Raw genomic sequence first — 21,909 nt, 5'->3', positions numbered from 1 at the left:
CGGTCAGATTTTTGTTACCAGTTGTTTTCTAAAAGCGCATAAATCTATAAAGTTAACCTTTCGGTCAGCTTTGCACTGTCAACACAGCCCTTTGCCTCGTCAAAAAGGGCTTCTGCAAGACTCGAGATCCCCAGAACATAACCAGAAGGGCGGACCCATAACCGCCCAGAGGATGATCCATGTCCAACCGTGAAATATCCCGGCGCTCGTTCCTTCAGGGCGGGCTGGTGGCGGGTGTGAGCGTGACGCTCACGCCGCTCAGCAGTCAGGCGCTGGCGGCCCTGATGGAAAACAGCGTGACCGTGCCGTCCGAGCAATGGCTCGGCAACAACGGCAAGGCGCGCTCGCGTAACGATGCCTTGTCCAAGGTCTGCGGCAGTAAAGTCTTTGCCCGCGACATCCGCGCCAAGGACATGCCGGGCTGGCCGCAGCAACAAGGTCACGCCATGCTGCTGAAAACCACCAAGGCCGATCGCATTTACGCCGGTTACGACCTGGCGTGGCTCGACGCCGAATTGCAGCCGGACCGCATCGTCACCGCCGCTGACCTGGACAAGGACGGCATCGCCTTCCCGGAAGAACACGCGCCGGATCCGCTGCTGCCGGAAGGCAAGGTGCCGATGTTCATCGGGCACCCGGTGGCGATCCTGATCTGGAACGACTTCGAGCGTTTTCGTCAGGCCAAGGCCAAGCTCAAATTCAATGACAAAGCGATTCGTTACGGTGACAAAGTGCCGTTCTACGAAGGCGATCCTTACGGCAGTTTCCGCTACGTGCGCGTTGGCGGGGCGACCTCGGCAGACGAGGACGAATTCGCCAGCCTCAAGGATTCGATCCTGTTCCCGATGCTGCGCAATCGTCGTCCGGTGTGGAATTCGCAGCCGAACCTGCACGGCAACCTGACCGAGCGCGGCCTGTTCTACGCCGAGCGCATGAAGCAGCAGATCGACACGCCGCCAGGCAACTGGCTGGTGTTCGACGAGCGCTACAAAACCCCGTCGATCGAACCGGCCGCCATGGAGCCGGACAACGGCAACGGCTGGTACGACCCGGCGACCAAGACCTTGCATTTTGTCGTCGCCACACAGTGCCCGCTGGAGACCGCGACCGAAACCGCGAAGATGATCGCGCCGTCGCGTTTCGGCCTGGCCAACCTGAACATGCACCCCGGTTACACCGTCGGCTACGGCTCCAAAGACCACAACATTTTCGTGTACTACGCGGCCCTGGCGGCGTTGTACGGCGCCGGTGTGCCGGTGCGTCTGGCCAACGATCGCTATGAGCAGTTCCAGAGCGGCATCAAGCGTCATCCGTTCGACATCCGCTATCAACTGGCGGTGGACAAGACCGATTACAGTTTCAAGATTTTCCGCGCCGAGATGAACGTCGACGGCGGCGGACGGATCAATTACAGCCCATCGGTGGCGGCGGTTGGCGCCACGGCAGCGCAGTCGATCTACTACATGCCGCAGAACGATTTGCAGGTCACCGCCTACCATTCCCGCGCCGTTGAAGCCGGGTCGATGCGCGGTTACGGCACGCTGCAAAGCATGGCCTCCACCGAGATGATGGTCGATGAAATTGCCGATCGCCTCGGCATCGATGCGATTGATCTGCGCAAGAAAAACGCCATGGTCTCAGGCATGAAAAACACCCAGGGCGCGGTGCCGGCGGGTGCCTTGCGCCTGCACGAAATTCTCGATAAAGCCGCTGTCCACGAAGTCTGGAAAAACCGCGACGCGGTCAAAAAGCAGCGTGAAGCCCAGGACCCGGACAACTGGTACGGCGTTGGTTTCGCCATCTGCCAGAAAGACTTCGGCACCGGTTCCGAAGCGCCGATGGCCAGCATCGAATTCACCGCGGAAGGGCACATCACCCTGCGCCACATCGGCATCGAAATCGGCACCGGCATGTCCACTTCGCAAGCCTTGGTCGTGGCCGATTTCCTCGGCGTCCCGGCGACTGAAGTGAAGACCGGCGAGACCGAATGGACAGAGTTGCAGCTGATCACCGGCGGCAACCCGTACATCATGAGCCAGGCCGAGCAGGACAAATTCCTGCGCAATCCGCGCTGGGTCGGCAAGCTCGCCTCGGCTTCGTCGGCGACCAACTCTGCCTACTACTTCAGCCACGCCACCCGTGAAGCGGCGCGTGTGCTGTTCAACCACGGTTTGTGGCCGGCGGCGTTGCAGATCTGGGGGCAAGGCCCTTACGGCGGCCAGGCCAACCCATATGTGGTGCGCCGCGAAGACGCGCATTGGGTCGACGGCCGACTCACCGCCAACGGCATGCAGCCGTTGAGCTTCGAACAGCTGGCCAAACATGCCCACGAAAAAGGCCTGGTGACCGGCGCGACGGTGCACGGTTTCAACCGCTGGAGCTGGGCCGAGGCCGAGTTCAGCATCGATGGCGTGCGTGAACGTCTGCCGCTCGACGGTCTGGCGGTGAAGTACGGTGATGGCGCTCCGAGCGTGAAAAAGGCGCAGATGAACAGCGCCGGTTTCCACCTGATTGATCGACAGAACATCCGTTACCCGGACACTCAGTTGAACAACGCGGCAGTGACCTATTACAGCCCGGTTGCGACGCTGGTGGAATTGAAAGTGAACAAGGGCACCGCTGAAGTGCAGGTGCTCAACCACCACTCGTGGGTCGAGTGCGGTCGGGTGCTGGTGGAAGAACTGGTCAAGGGCCAACTCGAAGGCGGGATTGCCATGGGCATCGGTCATGCGTTGATGGAAGAGATGCCGCTGTACGAAGGCGGGCCGGGGGAGGGCGACTGGAACTTCAACCGTTACCGCTTGCCGATGGCGCGCCACGTTGCGGTCTGGAAGCAGACGGCGGAGATCCTGCCGCCGCTGTCGCCGAGCGATCCGTCCAAGGGCATCGCCGAAGTGGTGATGATCCCGGTGGTCGGCGCCATCGGTAACGCCGTGGCGCACGCCATCGGCAAACGGGTCCGCGACCTGCCTATCACTTCTGCCCGCATCAAGGAGGCCCTCAATGGCTAACCGTCGGCTTCAACTGACCCTCAACGGTCAATCCGTCGGCCCGGTGGACATCCCTGATGACCTGCCGATGATCGACTACCTGCACGAATACAAAAACCTCACCGGCTCGCGTCTCGGCTGCGGTCAGGGCATCTGCCACGCCTGCGTGGTGATCGTCGACAACCCGGACGGCACCAGCGAAGAAGTGCGCACCTGCATCACCGGCGCGCACTATTTCGAAGGCAAAAAGGTGCGGACCATTGAAGGCCACGCGACCCGCGACGAGCAGGGCCAGGTCACCGAACTCAATCCGATCCAGCAGCGCTTCGTCGATGAATTCGCCTTCCAGTGCAGCTACTGCGCACCGGGTTTCGTGAATGCCGCGACGGTGTTGGTGGAGAAGCTGCAGCGTCAGCCCATCGTCAAAAGCCAGCTGGAAAAAGTCATCGAGGACAGCCTCGGTCACCACATCTGCCGCTGCACCGGCTACGTGCGTTATTACAGCGCGACGCGCAACGTGCTGACCGATCTCGGCCTGGTCAAGGAGGGTTAAGCATGAAGCATCTTCTTTCCCGCCTGGCGTTGGCGGTTGGTCTGGCTGCGCCTGTGTTCCTGGCTCATGCGGATGATCAAGTGGTTCGCGGTGCCTATCTCGCCCGTGCCGCCGATTGCATGGCCTGTCACACCGCGCCAGGTGGTGCGCCGTACGCGGGCGGCCTGCCGATCGTCTCGCCGTTCGGCACGATCTATGGCACCAACATCACCCCGAGCAAAGAGCACGGCATCGGTCTGTACAACGATGACGAGTTCTTCGCCGCGCTCACCGAGGGCAAGCGTCGCGATGGCGCGAACCTGTATCCGGCGATGCCGTACACCTCGTATCACCTGATGCCACGCGCAGATTCCGACGCGATTCACGCGTACCTGAAAACCGTCGAGCCGATCGAACGTGCAGCACCGGTCACGAGCCTGAGCTTCCCGTTTAACGTGCGCCTGGGCTTGATGGGCTGGAACATGCTCTACGGCAAGGACGTGAAACTGGAACCGGCCGAAGGCAAAAGCGAAGCCTGGAAACGCGGCCAGTACATGGTCGACGTGCTCGGTCACTGCGGCGAGTGTCACACCCCGCGCGGTCTGCCCGGCGCGATGCAGCAGGACAAACGCATGACTGGCGGCCTGCTCAACGGCTACCTGGCGCCAAGCCTGCTGGCCAATGACCTGGCCGCACGCGGCTGGAATCATCAAGACCTGAGCTCGTTCCTCAAACACGGCATGAGCGCCCAGGGCACGATGTTCAACGAGATGTTCCCGGTGTTCCACAACAGCACCCAAGGCCTCAATGACCCGGACCTGGCGGCGATGGCGACCTTCCTGCTCGGCGATCAACCGCCGGCGGCGAAAGTGCTGACGGACGTGCCGTTGGACAAACTCAGCGCCAGCGCCCAGCGCGGTCGTCAGGATTACCTGAACGTCTGCGCCGGATGCCACGCGGTCGGCGGCGAAGGCAAACCACACATCGCCGTGGCTATGCGCGGCAACACCACGTTGCGCCTGGACGATCCGCGCAACCTGGTGCGGGTGATCGACGACGGCATTGGTGAGCAGAAATTCGCCGGGTTCGAACACATGCAACCGATGCCGGGGTTCGCCGAGAAGCTCAGCCATGAGCAACTCGCCGATCTGCTGAACTACCTGCGTCAGGGCTGGGGTGGTCAATCGGGTGATCTGGCGGTGAGCGATGTGCAGACGTTACGGGCCGATGCACCGCCGCTCGAGCACAAGGCCCACTGACATGCAGCATCTCGATCTGCAAGTCGTGCGACGGGCGCTGGAATGGTCGACGGCTGGCCAGCGCATCTGGCTGTGCACGGTGCTCGCCACGTATGGCTCGGCGCCGCGCGCGCCGGGCTCGTTGCTGGCGGTGAACACTGACGGACAATGGATCGGCTCGCTGTCTGGCGGCTGCGTTGAGGAAGATTTTCTCGAGCGCGTCGCCGAGGGCGCGTTTGTTGATGCGGTCAGCATGGTTCGTTATGGCGAAGGCGATGATCCGCGTTCGCGGGTGAGCCTTCCCTGCGGCGGCGTTCTCGATGTGCTGGTGGAAAAGTTGGAATCCGATTGCGAGGTTCAGGCTCATCTGCGGGAACTGGAGTCGGCGTTGCTGGGCCAGCGTCGGCTGATCCGCGAGGTTGATCTGTCGAGCGGTGCGCGCAGTCTGTTTACTGATCGTGAGCAGGGCGTGCGTATCGAGCGTGAGATTGACCGGGTGCGCGTGCGGATCGGTGCGGCTCAGCGTTTGTTGTTGGCGGGGTATTCCAGTGTCGCCCAGGCGTGTGCGGAGTTTGCGGTTGCCTTGGGGTTCGAGGTGATTCTCTGTGATCCGCGTGACGAGGTGCTGGAAGGCGTCGTGCTGGAAAACGTCGAGATTCGTTGTCAACTGCCGTCGGTGTTTATCGCCGACGGCGGCTGCCACAGCGACACCGCGGTGGTGGCTTTGACTCACGATCCGCGCATCGACGACCTTGCGATGATGGAAGCCGTGCGCACCGAGGCGTTTTACATCGGTGTGATGGGTTCCGTGCAGACCTCGCAAAAGCGCTTCGAGCGATTGCGCAGGATTGGTCGGTTGGGAGACGCGGAGTTGGCGCGGATTCATGCGCCCATCGGGTTGAACCTCGGCAGCAAGACCCCGGCAGAAATCGCCCTGGCCGTCCTCGCCGACATCCTGCGAATCCGCAGCGGCATCGCGCGGGATCGGCTTTAACCCGCATTCCAATGTGGGAGTGGCGGTGCGACGATTCGACTTTCTCGCGAAAGCGGTGTGTCATTCAACATAATTGTCTGCTGACACGACGCCTTCGCGAGCAAGCCCGCTCCCACAAAGGATTTCGGTGTTGCTTAGTACCCGAATTTGTCCCGCAACCCGTAATACCATGCACCCAACGCCGCAAACGGTGTACGCAGCAATTGTCCGCCGGGGAACGGGTAGTGCGGCAGATCGGCAAACGCGTCGAATCGCTCAGCCTGGCCACGCAGCGCTTCGGCCAGCACCTTGCCCGCCAGGTGCGTGTACGTGACGCCGTGGCCGCTGCAACCCTGGGAATAGTAGATGTTGTCGCCGATCCGTCCGACCTGAGGAAGGCGCGACAGGGTCAGCAAGAAATTGCCGGTCCAGGCGAAATCAATCTTCACATCCTTGAGCTGCGGGAACGCCTTGAGCATCTTCGGCCGGATGATCGCTTCGATGTTCGCCGGATCCCGCGCACCATAGACAACGCCGCCACCAAAGACCAGACGCTTGTCGCCGGTCAGTCGGTAGTAATCGAGCAGGTAATTGCAGTCCTCGACGCAGTAATCCTGCGGCAACAGGCGCTTGGCCAATTCCTCGCCAAAAGGCTCGGTGGTGATCACTTGGGTCCCGCAGGGCATCGACTTGGCGGCCAGCTCCGGCACCAGGTTGCCGAGATAAGCGTTACCGGCCACGATAATGAACTTGGCCCTGACCTTGCCCTGTGGCGTATGCACCACCGGATTCGCGCCGCGCTCAATGCGGATCGCCGGCGACTGCTCATAAATAGTGCCGCCCAGCGACTCGACCGCCGCCGCTTCGCCCAACGCCAGGTTGAGCGGATGAATGTGCCCGCCGCTCATGTCGAGCATGCCGCCGACGTATTGATCGCAGGCCACCACTTCACGAATGCGCTTCTGATCCAGCAACTCAAGCTGCGTATGACCAAAACGTTCCCACAGGCGTTTCTGCGATTCCAGATGGCCCATCTGCTTGGCAGTGATGGCGGCGAACACGCCACCGTCCTTCAAGTCGCACTGGATATTATATTTGGCGACCCGCTCACGAATGATCCGCCCGCCCTCGAACGCCATCTGCCCCAGCAACTGAGCCTGCTTGGGACCGACGCTGCGCTCGATCACATCAATGTCACGGCTATAACTATTGACGATCTGCCCACCATTACGGCCCGACGCGCCAAAACCCACCTTGGCGGCTTCCAGTACCGTGACCTTGAAACCGTTCTCCAGCAAAAACAGCGCAGAGGACAGACCGGTGTAACCGGCACCGATCACACAGACATCAGTCTCTACGTCATCCTGCAGGGCCGGACGCGGCGGAGCCGCATTGGCCGACGCGGCGTAATAGGATTCGGGGTAGGGGGTGTTCGACATCCGGCTGCCTCTGTTTAATATATTTTACGAGTGCATCGATCCTACCCGAGTTAAAAATCGACCGCCAGCCACCGGAAAATCTTCTTAACCGCCCCGAAATTAAATATTTTGCATATTCATAGGGTTAGCTCGAAAAAAGGTGTTGACACCCCTCCGGAATTCCGTAGAATGCCGCCTCACAGCAGGCACGTAGCTCAGTTGGTTAGAGCACCACCTTGACATGGTGGGGGTCGTTGGTTCGAGTCCAATCGCGCCTACCAAACAAAATCCGCTCTGCTGGGCGGTCTAGAAGGGCTCACCGAAAGGTGAGCCCTTTTTTGTTGTCTGGCGTTTAGCAATTCCAGCCGCTCACTGGCAGACGGTATAGTTCAGTCCGCGAAATTCTCAAGGAGATAATGCTATGGATAAGGCATTTCGAAATCCGATGTTTCTAACCGGCATCCCGTTGGCAATCTGCGGATTCAGCTTTGGCTTGGGCGGTCTATTAAACGAAGCGACGTTCAGTTACATGGCGCCCGGGCTGCTCATTCCAGGGCTCGCTTTTATGTTGATCGGCTGGATGCAAAGGAATAAGTGAGCTTCTCGGCCGTAGCACGCGTGCCCATGCACCTACGCCATAGCTGATCTTGAGCGTCGAGCAGATAACTGATTTAAAGAGCAGGATTGATCATCCTGCTTTTTCTATTTCGATCCCCGATCAGTAATAGCAGGGGTTATCGGTTAAAGCGCTCAACCAGCGAATACTGAGTTTTAGCCGTCTGTGTTAATTCCTTGGTCACCTCGGCGGAATGCCTGGCCTGCTCAGACGTCTGATCGGCGAGGGTTGCGATGGTGGTGATGTTGCGACTGATTTCTTCTGCGACGGCAGATTGCTCTTCAGTGGCGGCCGCTATCTGGGTTGTCATATCAGTGATGTTGGCGACGGCTTCACTGATGCCGATCAGGGCTTTATCGGCCTCCAGCACCCACGCAACTCCCTCTTCGGCCTGGCGCTGGCCGCTTTCCATCGTTTTCACGGCATTGTTGGAAGAGACCTGTAACTTGGAAATCAGGCCGTGAATCTGGGTGGTCGACTCAGTTGTGCGTTGTGCCAATTGGCGCACTTCGTCCGCTACGACCGCGAAACCTCGACCCATTTCTCCTGCGCGTGCAGCTTCGATTGCGGCATTGAGTGCCAACAGGTTGGTTTGATCGGCAATGCCTTTGATCACATCGACGACCGTCCCGATTTCGTTACTGTCTTTAGCCAGTTGCGCGACGGTCTGGCCTGTCTCGCCGACTACATTGGAGAGGCGCTGAATGGCTTCGCGGGTGTCGCGGGCGACGTCGCGTCCACGGCCTGTCAGCACGTTGGCTTCCTGGGTGGCGTCGGCGGTGCGCTGGACGTGGCTTGCGACTTCCTGGGTGGTCGCTGCCATCTGATTGACGGCGGCTGATACCTGTTCGGTCTCGATTCGTTGGCGATCAAGTCCACGGGAGCTGTCGGAGGCAAGGGCGTCAGATCTCCCGGCCAGACCGGTGAGTTGCTCTGCCGTGTCTTGTAAGCGTGTCAGGCAAGTCTTGAGACGTGACGCCTGGCTCACGAAGGCCGTTTCAAGACGCGCCTGATGCCCTCGCTCGTCGCTATACATTTGCGCAATCAGTTGGTCGGAAGTGGAAGCCTCTGCCATTTCCAGCAGGTGCAGCGCACCGCGCTTTTGCCGGCGCGAAGCAATCAGGCCCATTGGAGCCGATACCCCTACAGCTACCAATGTTGCCAAGGGAGGACTGAGGAAAACACCGCCCAAAGTACCCACTAAACCCATGGCCAGGAACGGTAGCCAGTCCATTAAGGCGGGTTGCCATTTGTCGCTGCCGGGTACTGCCGACTTACCCAGGCTGATTCGTTTATAGAGGGCCTCGGCGCGGCGGATTTGTTCGATGCTCGGTTTTACCCGGACCGACTCATAACCAACGACCTGGCTACCTTCAAAAACGGGTGTGACGTAGGCGTTGACCCAGTAGTGGTCACCGTTCCTGGAGCGGTTCTTGACGATGCCCATCCAAGGTTTGCCTTGTTTGAGGGCACTCCACATATGGGCAAATATGGCGGACGGTACGTCAGGATGACGAACGATGTTTTGAGGCGCGCCTATCAGATCTGACTTGTTGAAACCGCTGATGTCTACGAAGGCGTCGTTGCAGTAAGTAATGACCCCTCGCGAGTCCGTTGTCGAGATGAGTTTCTGTTGAGGTCCAAGGGCAACCTCGCGTTGTGTAACGGGTTGATTATTTCTCATCTGTGTTGCTCCTATGCCCTGAACCAGAGACATCGGCACAAATTTGCAAAAGGTTAACGAGTCCTTGGAAATGAACCTGTCGTGCGTCGGAAAGTTTATGTGTCGGCGTATTCGCGTTGGTCTTCAGTTGCTGAGGTTGTTGGCGATTCAGGCGTAAGATAGCGGTGCTACCTCACCGAAAGGAGCCGCATATGATCGCCGACCAAATGAACAAACAGGCGTCTGAGGGCAAGGCTGTTTGGGATCAATACTTCTGCGCTGCGTTGATTGCGGAAAGCAACCTGACGGCCCCGGTTGTAGGAGGGGCTACTCACGAGGACAGGCAGAACCTGTTGATCGAAAGAGCCAAGGCGCTCGCCGACAAGATGATGGAAAACAGAAAATAACCAGAGCCCAGCCTTCGTGCTGGGTTCTCTGTTTGGCGCTCTGAAAAAATGTCAGTTGCGACACTGGTCTTTGCGGGTTTGATCAAGATCCACAAAAATAGTGTGGATATTGAATCACTTAGGAAATTTATTAACCGAACGGTCCCCAAAATATATTGTTACAAGTGTCGGTTTTAGGTAAGATTGCTTCGCGTTCACCACCACGGTTTATGCATTTTTAAGTCCCAAGCTTCCATCAGCTGCTTGGGATTTTTTTTTGCCTGAAATTTGTCCCCCGACGTTTAAGCGTCCCTTGTGCGGCTCCCGCTGTTCCTCCTCTACCCCGAAAACACCGTCTCCAACTCAAGCGCATTCCTTTTTTTTAGACTACTACTGACTGGCCAAACTCAAACTCAGTCTGATGGGAGTCTATCGATGCTGGTTCATTGGTCGCTTGCGGCAATTCACCTGCTGGCTTTTGCCTTGGGGTTCTGGGCGGTACTGACGCGGGGCACGGCATTTCGCCAACTGGCTGCCGGAGCGGGGGAGGCTCGTCGCGTGTTGATGGCCGATAACCTGTGGGGCATCTCTGCCGTCCTGCTCTTGGTCACCGGTGGGATGCGGGCCTTCGGTGGGTATGAAAAAGGGACTGACTACTACCTTCACCAACCCTTGTTCCATCTCAAGATGACGCTCTTCGTTCTGATCCTGCTGCTTGAGGTCGCGCCAATGATCACGCTGATCAAATGGCGGATCGCGCTGAGCCGTGGCGCGCCGATCAATACCGGGCGTGCGAAGCTGTTTGCACGGATCAGTCATGTCGAGGGGCTGTTGGTGCTGCTGATGGTCGTGGCTGCCACGGGCATGGCGCGCGGCGTGACGTTTGGTTAGCCGGGTCTGATCGCGTTCTTCCTCGGGGTTAATCCGAAACGTCTGACAGTCAGGGCAGGGGACGTGCCGTTAATATCGGCTCACGTTTTTTGGCAGGAAGGGGCGAGCGGATGAATGGATGCCGACACGATGCTTGAATCTTTAGCCAGCCGGTGTTCAGGGCTGAACGGGCTGGCTACTGACTGCAACAGGATTCAGGGAGTTTGTGGCTTGTCTGGGGCGGTCAGGCCAGCCTGAATGCGTTGGTAGATTTCTTCGCGATGCACTGCGACGTCTTTCGGCGCGTTGATGCCGATGCGGACTTGCTGGCCGCTCACGCCCAGAATGGTGATCGTAATGTCGTCACCGATATTTATGCTTTCACCGACTTTGCGGGTGAGTATCAGCATGGTCTTCTCCTTGATTGCTTTGTAGGGCACCTGATTCGAACAGTGCAGAGGTCGGTGGTATGTATAGATTAGTGCGAAGTCTCACGGTTTGGGTGCCTCTTTCTGACGCGCAGATGCTGCATTAATTCCCAAGGCGTAACTATACAGAGGCCGCAACCATCATTCTCGTTGTTTTGCGCCCATTTTGCGGCACTCGGGAAGTATTCATGAATGGTAAAATCGTCGCTTTCAGCATTCAGAGGGACACGTTGTGCGCAAAATGGTCTTGGTAATCGCAGTACTGGCGTTGGTTGGGTGCGATCAAGGTAAAGGCGTTGACGCTCAAAAGCCGAAGCCGGCAGTCGTTTCCGCACCGGCGGCGGCCACCGGTCCGCAATGGGATCTCGAAGTGCGAGGCGAAACGCCACAAGCTGTCAGTGACCTGAGCGGCTGGCTGATCGAACACAGTTTTATGTCCAGCGTCGTCAAGGAAAACGGCAAGACCCGGATTCTGCTCGGTCCATTCAATTCGAAAGCCGAGGCCGAAGCCAAGCAGGCCGAGGTCGCTGCAGCGATTACCCGGGCGAAGAAGCAGAACATCGAATTGCTGGTGCTTGAGCGTCCTGTAGCCCAGTAACAGCCCTTTTCACGCAAGCCTTCTGTCGAAGCCCCTTAAAGGGGATCCACATTGACTCGTCTTTAAGCGTAGTCACTGTCGATTCCCAGAAGGAGCTCTCCATGGCCTCCGCCACCCCTTACAAAATCTTCGACGCGGTCCTGGCGCACAAAAAGACCCTCAGCCCGCATTTGATGCGCGTGACCCTGGCCGGTCCGATGGTCACAGAAATGGCCACCTGGGCGCCGGATCAACGGGTAAAGCTGTTCTTTCCAGCCGAGGATGGATCGCCAGCCAGGCTGGCTCATGACCAGCATTGGTATGCGCGCTACCGTTCAATGCCGGCCGACCAGCGTCCGGCGATGCGCACATACACCATTCGCCATTTGCGGGCCGAGCAAGGCGAAGTGGACATCGACTTCGTCTTGCACGGTGAAACCGGTCCCGCCTCCCGTTGGGCAATACGTGCGGTAGCGGGCGAGCCTATTCAGATCGTCGCACCTGATCGCCAGTTTTCAGCGCAAGACGCCGGTGGTTTCGAATGGAAGCCGCCTCACAGGCTCAAGCACTTGTTGCTGGTGGCCGATGCCACTGCATTGCCCGCCGCGCTCGGCATTCTTGACGAGATGGCCGTCTTGGCCGAGCCGCCGATGACACAGGCATTTTTCGAGGTGGACAGCGCAGAAGACGCATTGTCGGTTCCTGAATGGCCGGGGCTGTCAGTGCGGTGGCTGGTCCGGGATTATTCCAGCGGTAAAGCGGCAGGGTCGCTGATGGTTGAAGCGGTCCGTCGGGCGGAGCTGCCGGTCACTTCTTCGCAGGCTCATGAAGCAGTGGAGCTGACGGAAGTCGATGTCGACGAAGAGATTCTCTGGGAAACCTTTGACTCGACCGGTAACGGTTTCTACGGCTGGATAGCCGGCGAGACGGTGGCCGTGATGAGTCTGCGCAAGCACTTGATCAAGGAGCGCGGCATTGCCCGGGAGTCGCTCAATCTGATGGGCTACTGGCGCTATAACAAAAGCGGCGGCTAGAAACGAAAAAGGCCTCGGGGGATAACCACCCGAGGCCTTTTCGTTTTTCTGCGGTCGATCAGCCGCAGGCTTTCATGTCCACGGGCCCGACAAACTCGTTGCCGCGACCCATCACGCACGCCACGCTCTGGTTGCGCTGACGTTCCCAGGCTTCGACCGGATAGGTCTTGTTCCACGCGTCGTACAGTTGGCGATCCTGTTTCGACAGGCGCAAACCGTACTGTTTGCTCATGTAGAAATACGTCCGGGCGATCATGCCGCGAATGGACGGGCGGGGCATGACCTTCTTCGCCTTGAAGTCCACCTGGGTCAGGCACGAGCCATATTGACCCGATTGCACCGGCAGCCAACCGAAACTGAAATTACTGCGATCGCCGTTCACCTCGCCGATGCTCGGCACCAGGTTGTGCAGGTCAGCCTCGGCCTTTTGATAGGTCGGATCGTAGCGTGTGCAGTTCTTGCGTCCACCTTCTTGCCAGCACTGACGTTGATGGCCGATCTGCCAGGCCGGCACAATGTGCTCCCACTCGATGCGGGCGGCGCGCTTGGCGTTCTTGCGCGGCACATACCCGCACGCTGCGAGATTGACCTTGTTACCGGTGTATTTGCAGCCGCAATAGAACTCGGTGGATTGCGGCGCGTACAGCTTCCAGGCGACTTTCTTGGCTTCGTTGAAGGTGCGTGGGGCGCCAGCCTGGGCGCCGAGGGTGATGAACAGAAACAGCAAAGCAAACCAGCGGACACTCATTGACTCAATCTTCCTTCGGCACAACCCAAAAAATCTGCACGCCGCCATCGTCGCGATAGGCGAGGGTGACGTTGTCGTTCTCATCGATCTCTTCGAGCAATTGCTCCCACTCAGCCACGGGTTCGTCCGGCAGACGGAAGATCAGTGCGGCTTTGGCTTTCTGAGCGGTGGGGGAATTGATGATTTTCTGAACGCGAATGCCCATGCGTTGATAGGCGTCAGGAGAAGCGGAGGTGGTGGCCACGGAATTATCCTTATTAAGCTGTACGTGCATACAGTATTTAACTGTAGGCATTTTCGCAACTGCTTAAAATTCAAGAAAATCCTCTGACAGCAGTTTTTTCCGTTTGGTGTAGGACGAAGGGAAATTTTTTATCGGGATATCGGAGGGGGGTGAACCACTCGCCAAGGCTGGCGAGTGGTGAATGCAGTGCCCGACCGGAGTCGGTCGGGCGAGGGTGAATCAGTATTCCCAGAACATCCGCTGCAGCTCTTTGCTGTCGTTGGTCTTGGTCAGCGCGACCATGGCCAGGATGCGGGCTTTTTGCGGGTTCAGGTCATGTGCCACGACCCAGTCGTACTTGTCGTCAGGTTGTTCGGCGTTCCGCAGGACGAAACCGCCGGCATTGACGTGGGACGAACGAATGATTTGCACGCCGTCCTTGCGCAGGGCCTGCAGGGCAGGGACTACACGCGAGGAAACCGAACCGTTGCCGGTGCCGGCATGGATGATCGCTTTTGCGCCGGACTGAGCCAGTGCCTTGTAGGCCGTGTCGCTGACGTTGCCGTAGGAATAGGCGATTTCGACGTCAGGCAGGCTCTTGATGGTTTTGATGTCGAATTCCGAATCCATGGTGTGACGCTTGGCCGGCAGGCGGAACCAGTAGGATTTTCCTTCAACGACCATGCCGAGCGGGCCCCAGGCACTTTTAAACGCCTCGGTCTTGATGTTGATCATTTTGCTGACGTCGCGACCCGACTGGATCTCATCGTTCATGGTCACCAGCACGCCTTTGCCGCGAGCGTCTTTGCTGCTGGCGACGGCGACGGCGTTATACAGGTTCAGCATGCCGTCAGCCGACATTGCGGTGCCTGGGCGCATGGAGCCGACGACGATGATTGGCTTGTCGGTTTTTTCCACCAGGTTCAGGAAGTAGGCGGTTTCTTCCAGGGTGTCGGTGCCGTGGGTGATCACGATGCCATCGACGTCTTTGCTGTCGGCCAGTTCGGCGACGCGACGACCCAATTGCAGCAGGTTGTCGTTGGTGATGCTTTCCGAGGCGATCTGCATGACCTGTTCGCCGCGAACGTTGGCCAGTTGGCTGAGCTCCGGAACCCCGGCGATCAGCTGCTCGATACCGACTTTTGCCGCTTGGTAGGTGGCGCTGTTAGCCGCGCTCGCGCCGGCGCCGGCAATGGTGCCACCGGTGGCGAGGATCACCACGTTGGCCAGTTTCTGTTGGGTTTCGGCTTCTTTTGCCTGAAGAGCGGTAGGCAGGAGCAGCAGGAGGGCCAAAGCGCCCGGAATAAAGGTGTTGAAGGCAGATTTCATTATTTTCTCTCTAGTAGTGAGACGGTGCTGATGCAAGTTCATCTAGATGCGCCCCAGGCAGATCTGAACGCCTGGGGTGTAGGTGAAGAGCAGGATCTGTACCAGCCCTGCGTTGAATGAGTAAAACTTTTAAAATGATGATTTATAACAATATTTATCTATTTGGCTACCAGCGTTAAACGGCCTCGTGTCCGGGTTTCCGAATAAGTTGAGGATTCGCGTTCGGCTCTCCGAAAAGGCCTACGGCTTCTGACGAACACATTGCCTTGCCAGATAGAAAATCAGTGCTAAAGAAACCCGCGCACAGGTCGATGCCCCTTCAAGGATTTTTTTCGGGAGTTCACATGTCTTTTTCTGTCGGTTTTCCAAATGCGAGCGCAATCACCATCGGTGGCAAGACTCCGTCAATGATCAATGCCTTGAGCGAAGCGACTGAAGAAGCGTCGACTCAACTGACGGGAAAAGAAGAGAATCAGGTCAGAACCGGTGGTGCTGCTCAGAGCGAAAGCAAATCCGAGACCAAAAGCAGCCAAAGTATTGCGGTGCAGGTGCTGCTCAAGCGCATGCAGGAACTGCAACAGCAATTGCGCGAACAACAGCAGCAATTGGCGGCCGCTCAGGCAGCGACTTATCCAACCGAGGAAGCCAAAGCCACCGCTGTCATGTCGATCCAGGGGCAGATCGGCGAGACCAATGGCGCGTTGGCCCAGGTGACGGGCAATCTGGTGAAAGAACTGGCCAAGGACTCCAGCACTGGCGCGCTGGTCAGCACGACCGCGTGATGGGCAGGGTTGGTTTTTGCCAACAGAGACACAAAACAGGTCGTTGACAAATCCCGGCAGGGTTCGCATAGTTCGGTCTACGCAAACGTTTGCGCGCCGTTCTTGATGGCTCGGTCCATTGACGGACGCAATGAAGCTTACGCCAGCGCAAGCGTTGCTCACAATAATCATAAGATCGGAGTGAACCCATGAAGCTGCCATTCGCTGGACGTCTTCTTGCTGTCGCTATGCTGGCCGCTGCATCCGCTGCGCTGCCTGTCTCTTCGGCTTTCGCCGAGACTCCTGAAAAGCCCAAAGTCGCGCTGGTCATGAAATCCCTGGCCAACGAGTTCTTCCTGACTATGGAAGATGGCGCCAAGGCGTATCACAAAGACCATTCCGGCGATTTCGAACTGATCTCCAACGGCATCAAGGACGAAACGGATACCGCTGGGCAGACGCGTATCGTCGAGCAAATGATTCTGGCCAAGGTCAATGCGCTGGTCATCGCGCCGGCCGACTCCAAGGCCATGGTTCCGGTGATCAAGAAAGCCATCGATGCCGGTATCACCGTGATCAACATCGATAACCAGCTGGACCCGGCCGTGGTCAAAAGCAAGAACATCAACGTCCCGTTCGTAGGCCCGGATAACCGCAAAGGTGCGCGTTTGGTTGGCGAGTACCTGGCCAAGCAACTGAAGGCCGGTGACGAAGTCGGCATCATCGAGGGTGTGTCCACCACCACCAACGCCCAGGCCCGCACCGCAGGCTTCAAAGACGCGATGGAAGCGGCGCAGATCAAGGTTGTCTCGTTGCAATCCGGTGACTGGGAGATCGACAAGGGCAACAAGGTTGCTGCCTCGATCCTCAGCGAATACCCGGAAGTCAAAGCGCTGCTGGCCGGTAACGACAGCATGGCCGTCGGTGCCGTTTCCGCCGTGCGTGCGGCAGGCAAGGCCGGCAAGGTGCAAGTGGTTGGTTACGACAACATCAACGCCATCAAGCCAATGTTGAAAGACGGCCGGGTCCTGGCTACCGCTGACCAGTTTGCCGCCAGGCAAGCCGTGTTCGGTATCGAGACAGCGCTGAAAATCATCAAGGGCGAGAAGGTCGACAGCGGCGCCAACGGCGTGATCGAAACTCCGGTAGAGCTGGTTACCAAGTAAGCCTTCTGGCGACACAACGGTGCTCGCCCGTCCGGGCGAGCGCATGGAGAGTTTTATGTCAGTTTCCGCCCCGAACGCTGTCCTCTCGGTCAGCGGCATCGGCAAGACCTACGCCCAACCTGTCCTGACCGGCATTGACCTGACGCTGATGCGCGGTGAAGTGCTGGCGCTGACCGGCGAGAATGGCGCCGGCAAAAGCACGCTGTCGAAAATCATTGGCGGACTGGTCACGCCGACCACAGGCCACATGCAGTTCCAGGGGCAGGACTACCGCCCCGGCAGCCGCTCCCAGGCTGAAGACCTGGGCATCCGCATGGTCATGCAAGAACTCAATCTGTTGCCGACCCTGTCGGTGGCGGAAAACCTGTTTCTCGACAATCTGCCGAGCAATGGCGGCTGGATCAGTCGCAAGCAACTGCGCAAAGCCGCGATCGAGGCCATGGCCCAGGTCGGGCTCGATGCGATCGACCCGGACACCCTGGTCGGCGAACTCGGCATCGGCCATCAACAAATGGTCGAGATCGCGCGCAACCTGATCGGCGATTGCCATGTGCTGATCCTCGACGAGCCGACGGCCATGTTGACCGCGCGTGAAGTCGAGATGCTGTTCGAACAGATCACCCGCCTGCAAGCGCGCGGCGTGTCGATCATCTACATTTCCCACCGCCTCGAAGAACTGGCACGGGTCGCCCAGCGCATTGCGGTATTGCGCGACGGCAACCTGGTTTGCGTCGAGCCGATGGCCAATTACAACAGCGAGCAACTGGTCACTTTGATGGTCGGCCGCGAACTCGGCGAACACATCGATCTGGGGTCGCGCAAGATTGGCGCTTCCGCGTTGACGGTCAAAGGCCTGACCCGCTCCGACAAGGTTCGAGATGTGTCCTTCGAAGTCCGCGCCGGCGAGATTTACGGGATTTCCGGATTGATCGGGGCAGGGCGCACCGAGTTGCTGCGTCTGATCTTCGGTGCCGACACCGCGGACAGTGGCACCGTCGCACTGGGTTCGCCGGCCAAGGTGGTGAGCATTCGTTCGCCGGCCGATGCGGTCGGTCACGGCATCGCCCTGATCACCGAGGACCGCAAAGGCGAAGGCCTGCTACTGACGCAGTCAATCAGCGCTAACATCGCGCTGGGCAACATGCCGGTGATTTCCAGCGGCGGCATCGTCAACAACGCTGACGAAATGTCCCTGGCCCAGCGTCAGATCGATGCCATGCGCATCCGCAGTTCGAGCCCGACGCAACTGGTCTCCGAGCTGTCGGGTGGCAACCAGCAGAAGGTCGTGATCGGTCGTTGGCTGGAGCGTGACTGTTCGGTGATGCTGTTCGATGAGCCGACCCGGGGCATCGATGTCGGCGCCAAGTTCGACATCTATGCACTGCTCGGTGAGCTGACCCGACAGGGCAAGGCGCTGGTGGTGGTATCCAGCGACCTGCGTGAACTGATGCTGATCTGCGACCGGATCGGTGTGTTGTCGGCGGGACGCCTGATCGAGACCTTCGAGCGCGACAGCTGGACCCAGGATGATTTGCTTGCCGCCGCGTTCGCCGGCTACCAAAAACGTGATGCGTTGCTCAACGAAGCAGCGCCTAGGGATCTTTCATGAAAACTGCATCTCCTGCCGGCAAACGTAGTGGCAATTTCTACGGCCTGGGCACCTATCTGGGCCTGGCCGGTGCCTTGCTGGCGATGATCGCGCTGTTCTCGGTATTGAGCAGCCACTTCCTGTCTTACGACACCTTCAGCACCCTGGCCAACCAGATTCCCGATCTGATGGTGTTGGCGGTCGGCATGACGTTCGTGCTGATCATCGGCGGTATCGACCTGTCGGTCGGCTCGGTCCTGGCGCTCGCGGCGTCGGCCGTCAGCGTGGCGATTCTCGGCTGGGGCTGGAGCGTCCTGCCTGCAGCGCTGCTCGGAATGGCGATCGCGGCATTGGCCGGGACCATTACCGGATCGATCACCGTGGCGTGGCGAATTCCGTCGTTCATCGTGTCCCTCGGCGTGCTGGAAATGGCCCGCGGCGTGGCGTATCAGATGACCGGTTCGCGTACGGCCTACATCGGTGATGCCTTCGCCTGGCTGTCCAACCCGATTGCCTTTGGCATCTCGCCGTCCTTCATCATTGCCTTGCTGATCATCATCATCGCCCAGGCCGTGCTGACCCGCACTGTGTTCGGTCGCTATCTGATCGGCATCGGCACCAACGAAGAAGCGGTGCGTCTGGCAGGGATCAATCCAAAACCCTACAAGATCCTGGTGTTCAGTCTGATGGGGCTGCTGGCCGGTATTGCCGCGCTGTTCCAGATTTCCCGTCTGGAAGCGGCAGACCCGAATGCGGGCTCCGGCCTGGAGCTGCAAGTGATTGCCGCCGTGGTGATCGGCGGAACCAGCCTGATGGGCGGCCGTGGTTCGGTGATCAGCACGTTCTTCGGGGTTCTGATCATCTCCGTACTGGCGGCGGGCCTGGCGCAGATCGGCGCGACCGAGCCGACCAAACGCATCATCACCGGCGCAGTGATCGTGGTGGCGGTGGTGCTGGATACTTATCGCAGTCAGCGCGCAAGCCGGCGGACCTGAGTCATGGCAACGATCAAGGATGTAGCGGCACTCGCGGGGATTTCCTACACCACGGTTTCCCACGTGGTGAACAAGACCCGGCCGGTCAGCGAAGAGGTGCGGATCAAGGTCGAGGCGGCGATCAAGACCCTGGACTACGTGCCGAGCGCCGTGGCCCGTTCATTGAAAGCCAAGACCACGGCGACCATCGGGTTGCTGGTGCCTAACAGCCTCAACCCGTACTTCGCCGAACTGGCGCGCGGCATCGAGGATTACTGCGAGCGCAACGGCTATTGCGTGATCCTCTGCAACTCCGACGACAACCCGGACAAACAGCGCAGTTACCTGCGTGTGCTGCTGGAAAAACGTATCGACGGGCTGATCGTTGCCTCGGCCGGTGGCGACGCGGGGCTGGCAGAAGGTCTTGCTGGCGTGCGCACGCCGATGGTGATCGTCGACCGCGGTCTGGAAGGTGTGAACGCCGACCTGGTGCGTATCGATCACGAATACGGCGCTTATCTGGCCACCCGGCATCTGCTCGAACTTGGCCACCGGGACATCGCCACCATTGGCGGACCGGCCGGTACCAGCGTGGCGCAGATGCGTCTGGCCGGTTATTGCCGTGCCTTGAAAGAGGCGGGCGTGGAAGTGCATCGCGAGCGCATGCTGGAAAGTGACTTCACCAGCACGGGCGGTTACAACGCCGCCGCGATTCTGTTGGAAAAGAACCCGCCCAGCGCGATCTTCGCCGGCAACGACATGATTGGCATCGGCGTGCTGCGAGCGGCGGCTGAACGCAACGTGCGTGTGCCGACCGAACTGTCGGTGATCGGCTTCGACGATATCCAGATGAGCCGTTATGTCTATCCGGCGCTGACCACCGTGGGCCAGTCGATCCTGCAGCTGGGTGAGATGGCGGCCGAGGTTCTGCTACGACGGATCGCAACACCCCACATGGCCACCGATCAACGAATCGTGACGCCCAGTATTGTCCTGCGAGAATCGACTGCGCCGCTCGCCGGTGTGTTCGACGAATACCGCTGAAACCGAATTGACGAGTGATGTATGCCAGCAAAAGTAGTGGTGATAGGCAGCCTGAACATGGACCTGGTGACCCGGGCTCCACGGTTGCCCCGTGGCGGTGAGACGCTGATCGGCGAGTCGTTTGCCACGGTGTCCGGCGGCAAGGGCGCGAACCAGGCAGTCGCCGCGGCGCGTCTGGGGGCGAAGGTGTCGATGGTCGGTTGTGTCGGCAGCGACGCTTATGGGGAAGAACTGCGCGGGGCGCTGTTGGTCGAGCATATCGACTGCCAGGCCGTCAGCACTGTCGAGGGCTCGAGCGGCGTGGCCTTGATTGTGGTCGATGACAACAGTCAGAACGCAATCGTGATCGTCGCCGGTGCCAACGGTGCGTTGACGCCACAGGTGATCGACCAGTTCGATGCCGTGTTGCAGGCGGCGGACGTGATCATTTGTCAGCTGGAAGTGCCGGATGCCACGGTGGGTCATGCCCTCAAGCGCGGCCGTGAGCTGGGCAAAATCGTCATCCTCAACCCGGCCCCGGCCAGCCGCCCGTTACCGGCGGATTGGTACGCGTCGATCGATTACCTGATCCCCAATGAAAGCGAAGCTTCGGCCCTCAGTGGGTTGCCGGTGGACTCCCTTGAAACCGCCGAAACTGCCGCTACCCGCTTGATCGCATTGGGCGCCGGGAAGGTCATCATCACTCTGGGTGCTCAAGGATCAATGTTCGCTAACGGTAGAGGCTTCGAACATTTTCCGGCGCCGAAGGTGAAGGCTGTTGATACCACGGCGGCTGGCGACACCTTCGTCGGTGGTTTCGCCGCCGCGCTGGCGTCCGGCAAAACCGAAGCAGAAGCGATCCGTTTTGGTCAGGTCGCTGCGGCGCTGTCGGTCACCCGTGCCGGTGCGCAACCTTCGATTCCCACCTTGTCCGATGTACAGGCGTTCAAAGCACCATGAAAAAGACACCTTTGCTCAACGTTGCACTGTCGCGGCTGATTGCTTCCCTGGGGCACGGCGACATGGTCGTGATCGGCGATGCCGGTCTGCCGGTTCCGCCGGGCGTCGAACTGATCGACCTCGCCCTGACCCAAGGCATTCCTGATTTTGTCAGCACCTTGAAGGTTGTGCTCAGCGAAATGCAGGTTGAGCGCCATGTGCTGGCGCAGGAGATTCTGGACAAACAACCACCTGCCTTGAGCTCGCTGGATGAGCTGAATGCCAAAGGCGCGCTGGGCCAGCGTGAGTTGCTCAGTCATGACCAATTCAAAGTCCTCAGCCGACAGGCGCGAGCGATTGTTCGTACAGGCGAATGTGCGCCGTACTGCAACATCGTGCTGGTATCGGGAGTGACGTTCTAACGCCCTGTACT

General features: G+C 59.1%; 22 protein-coding genes, 1 tRNA gene and 1 pseudogene. 17 read left to right on the top strand and 7 right to left on the bottom strand.

Annotation, left to right across the window (positions count from 1 at the left end; all coding sequences use genetic code 11):
• Window positions 1-179: 179 nt before the first annotated feature.
• From ACA053_RS18840 to ACA053_RS18825, 4 genes are read left to right on the top strand one after another with little or no spacing between them, the layout of a single operon-like run.
• On the top strand, window positions 180-3,011 hold the full coding sequence (locus ACA053_RS18840) for a xanthine dehydrogenase family protein molybdopterin-binding subunit (protein WP_497393383.1): 2,832 nt from the start codon (window positions 180-182) through the stop codon (window positions 3,009-3,011).
• A complete protein-coding gene (locus ACA053_RS18835; protein WP_497393382.1) occupies window positions 3,004-3,543 on the top strand; it encodes a (2Fe-2S)-binding protein in 540 nt (179 codons plus the stop codon). The genes ACA053_RS18840 and ACA053_RS18835 overlap by 8 nt, the downstream gene beginning before the upstream one ends.
• 2 nt (window positions 3,544-3,545) lie before the next feature.
• Complete coding sequence (locus ACA053_RS18830; RefSeq protein WP_497393381.1) at window positions 3,546-4,781, top strand: c-type cytochrome; 1,236 nt, start codon at window positions 3,546-3,548, stop codon at window positions 4,779-4,781.
• A 1-nt stretch (window position 4,782) separates the two neighbouring features.
• Window positions 4,783-5,754 (top strand): XdhC family protein, encoded by a 972-nt coding sequence (locus tag ACA053_RS18825; RefSeq protein WP_497393380.1) that lies wholly within the window; start codon window positions 4,783-4,785, stop codon window positions 5,752-5,754.
• 134 nt (window positions 5,755-5,888) lie between these two features.
• Here the strand turns inward: ACA053_RS18825 and ACA053_RS18820 are convergent, their stop codons facing one another.
• A complete protein-coding gene (locus ACA053_RS18820; RefSeq protein ID WP_497393378.1) occupies window positions 5,889-7,172 on the bottom strand; it encodes an NAD(P)/FAD-dependent oxidoreductase in 1,284 nt (427 codons plus the stop codon).
• Between the two features lie 183 nt (window positions 7,173-7,355).
• On the opposite strand from ACA053_RS18820, the gene ACA053_RS18815 reads away from it, so the two are divergent.
• A tRNA-Val gene (locus ACA053_RS18815) sits at window positions 7,356-7,432 on the top strand.
• Between the two features lie 140 nt (window positions 7,433-7,572).
• Window positions 7,573-7,749 (top strand): hypothetical protein, encoded by a 177-nt coding sequence (locus tag ACA053_RS18810; RefSeq protein WP_178082317.1) that lies wholly within the window; start codon window positions 7,573-7,575, stop codon window positions 7,747-7,749.
• 136 nt (window positions 7,750-7,885) lie between these two features.
• Here the strand turns inward: ACA053_RS18810 and ACA053_RS18805 are convergent, their stop codons facing one another.
• Together ACA053_RS18805 and ACA053_RS18800 are read right to left on the bottom strand one after the other, a co-directional pair.
• A complete protein-coding gene (locus tag ACA053_RS18805) occupies window positions 7,886-9,001 on the bottom strand; it encodes a methyl-accepting chemotaxis protein (protein ID WP_497396204.1) in 1,116 nt (371 codons plus the stop codon).
• Window positions 9,002-9,178: 177 nt separating this feature from the next.
• Window positions 9,179-9,451: pseudogene (locus ACA053_RS18800) on the bottom strand (PAS domain-containing protein); the annotation flags it as partial.
• 191 nt (window positions 9,452-9,642) lie between these two features.
• Here ACA053_RS18800 and ACA053_RS18795 point away from each other — a divergent pair.
• Window positions 9,643-9,837: a hypothetical protein gene (locus ACA053_RS18795; protein WP_010455982.1), complete on the top strand. Its 195-nt coding sequence runs from the start codon at window positions 9,643-9,645 to the stop codon at window positions 9,835-9,837.
• Window positions 9,838-10,251: 414 nt separating this feature from the next.
• The gene (locus ACA053_RS18790; protein ID WP_497312458.1) at window positions 10,252-10,707 is read left to right on the top strand and encodes a DUF2214 family protein; all 456 of its coding nucleotides are present in this window, start codon (window positions 10,252-10,254) and stop codon (window positions 10,705-10,707) included.
• 194 nt (window positions 10,708-10,901) lie between these two features.
• Here the strand turns inward: ACA053_RS18790 and csrA are convergent, their stop codons facing one another.
• Window positions 10,902-11,096 (bottom strand): carbon storage regulator CsrA, encoded by a 195-nt coding sequence (gene csrA / locus ACA053_RS18785; RefSeq protein ID WP_007938114.1) that lies wholly within the window; start codon window positions 11,094-11,096, stop codon window positions 10,902-10,904.
• 250 nt (window positions 11,097-11,346) lie between these two features.
• Between csrA and ACA053_RS18780 the strand changes: the two genes are divergently transcribed.
• Both ACA053_RS18780 and ACA053_RS18775 read left to right on the top strand, forming a co-directional pair.
• Window positions 11,347-11,712, top strand: coding sequence for a penicillin-binding protein activator LpoB (locus ACA053_RS18780; protein ID WP_109633163.1), 366 nt, complete (start codon window positions 11,347-11,349; stop codon window positions 11,710-11,712).
• A gap of 101 nt (window positions 11,713-11,813) precedes the next feature.
• A complete protein-coding gene (locus tag ACA053_RS18775) occupies window positions 11,814-12,725 on the top strand; it encodes a siderophore-interacting protein (RefSeq protein ID WP_497393377.1) in 912 nt (303 codons plus the stop codon).
• A gap of 58 nt (window positions 12,726-12,783) precedes the next feature.
• On the opposite strand, the gene ACA053_RS18770 is transcribed toward ACA053_RS18775, so the two are convergent.
• The 3 genes from ACA053_RS18770 to ACA053_RS18760 all read right to left on the bottom strand — a co-directional run bounded on the left by ACA053_RS18770 (window position 12,784) and on the right by ACA053_RS18760 (window position 15,025).
• Window positions 12,784-13,473, bottom strand: a complete 690-nt coding sequence (locus tag ACA053_RS18770) for an endonuclease (protein ID WP_109633159.1) — start codon at window positions 13,471-13,473, stop codon at window positions 12,784-12,786.
• A gap of 4 nt (window positions 13,474-13,477) precedes the next feature.
• The gene (locus ACA053_RS18765) at window positions 13,478-13,768 is read right to left on the bottom strand and encodes a DUF1654 domain-containing protein (protein ID WP_497393376.1); all 291 of its coding nucleotides are present in this window, start codon (window positions 13,766-13,768) and stop codon (window positions 13,478-13,480) included.
• 168 nt (window positions 13,769-13,936) lie between these two features.
• Window positions 13,937-15,025, bottom strand: a complete 1,089-nt coding sequence (locus ACA053_RS18760) for an asparaginase (protein WP_109633156.1) — start codon at window positions 15,023-15,025, stop codon at window positions 13,937-13,939.
• Window positions 15,026-15,369: 344 nt separating this feature from the next.
• Between ACA053_RS18760 and ACA053_RS18755 the strand changes: the two genes are divergently transcribed.
• The 7 genes from ACA053_RS18755 (at window position 15,370) to rbsD (ending at window position 21,898) form a co-directional block, all read left to right on the top strand.
• Window positions 15,370-15,807 (top strand): hypothetical protein, encoded by a 438-nt coding sequence (locus ACA053_RS18755; RefSeq protein ID WP_497393375.1) that lies wholly within the window; start codon window positions 15,370-15,372, stop codon window positions 15,805-15,807.
• Window positions 15,808-15,995: 188 nt separating this feature from the next.
• Complete coding sequence (locus ACA053_RS18750) at window positions 15,996-16,952, top strand: sugar ABC transporter substrate-binding protein (RefSeq protein ID WP_497393374.1); 957 nt, start codon at window positions 15,996-15,998, stop codon at window positions 16,950-16,952.
• Between the two features lie 55 nt (window positions 16,953-17,007).
• A complete protein-coding gene (locus ACA053_RS18745) occupies window positions 17,008-18,561 on the top strand; it encodes a sugar ABC transporter ATP-binding protein (protein WP_497393373.1) in 1,554 nt (517 codons plus the stop codon).
• Window positions 18,558-19,535 (top strand): ABC transporter permease, encoded by a 978-nt coding sequence (locus tag ACA053_RS18740; protein WP_109633148.1) that lies wholly within the window; start codon window positions 18,558-18,560, stop codon window positions 19,533-19,535. Before ACA053_RS18745 ends, ACA053_RS18740 begins: the two co-directional genes overlap by 4 nt.
• A gap of 3 nt (window positions 19,536-19,538) precedes the next feature.
• The gene (locus ACA053_RS18735) at window positions 19,539-20,558 is read left to right on the top strand and encodes a LacI family DNA-binding transcriptional regulator (protein ID WP_109633146.1); all 1,020 of its coding nucleotides are present in this window, start codon (window positions 19,539-19,541) and stop codon (window positions 20,556-20,558) included.
• 21 nt (window positions 20,559-20,579) lie between these two features.
• On the top strand, window positions 20,580-21,497 hold the full coding sequence (gene rbsK, locus ACA053_RS18730; RefSeq protein ID WP_497393372.1) for a ribokinase: 918 nt from the start codon (window positions 20,580-20,582) through the stop codon (window positions 21,495-21,497).
• Window positions 21,494-21,898 (top strand): D-ribose pyranase, encoded by a 405-nt coding sequence (rbsD, locus tag ACA053_RS18725; protein WP_109633142.1) that lies wholly within the window; start codon window positions 21,494-21,496, stop codon window positions 21,896-21,898. The genes rbsK and rbsD overlap by 4 nt, the downstream gene beginning before the upstream one ends.
• Window positions 21,899-21,909: the final 11 nt, after the last annotated feature.

This window comes from Pseudomonas sp. LBUM1672 (assembly GCF_059695655.1).
Note: the sequence above shows the minus strand (reverse complement) of the source record. Positions and strands in the feature narration are given on the sequence as shown.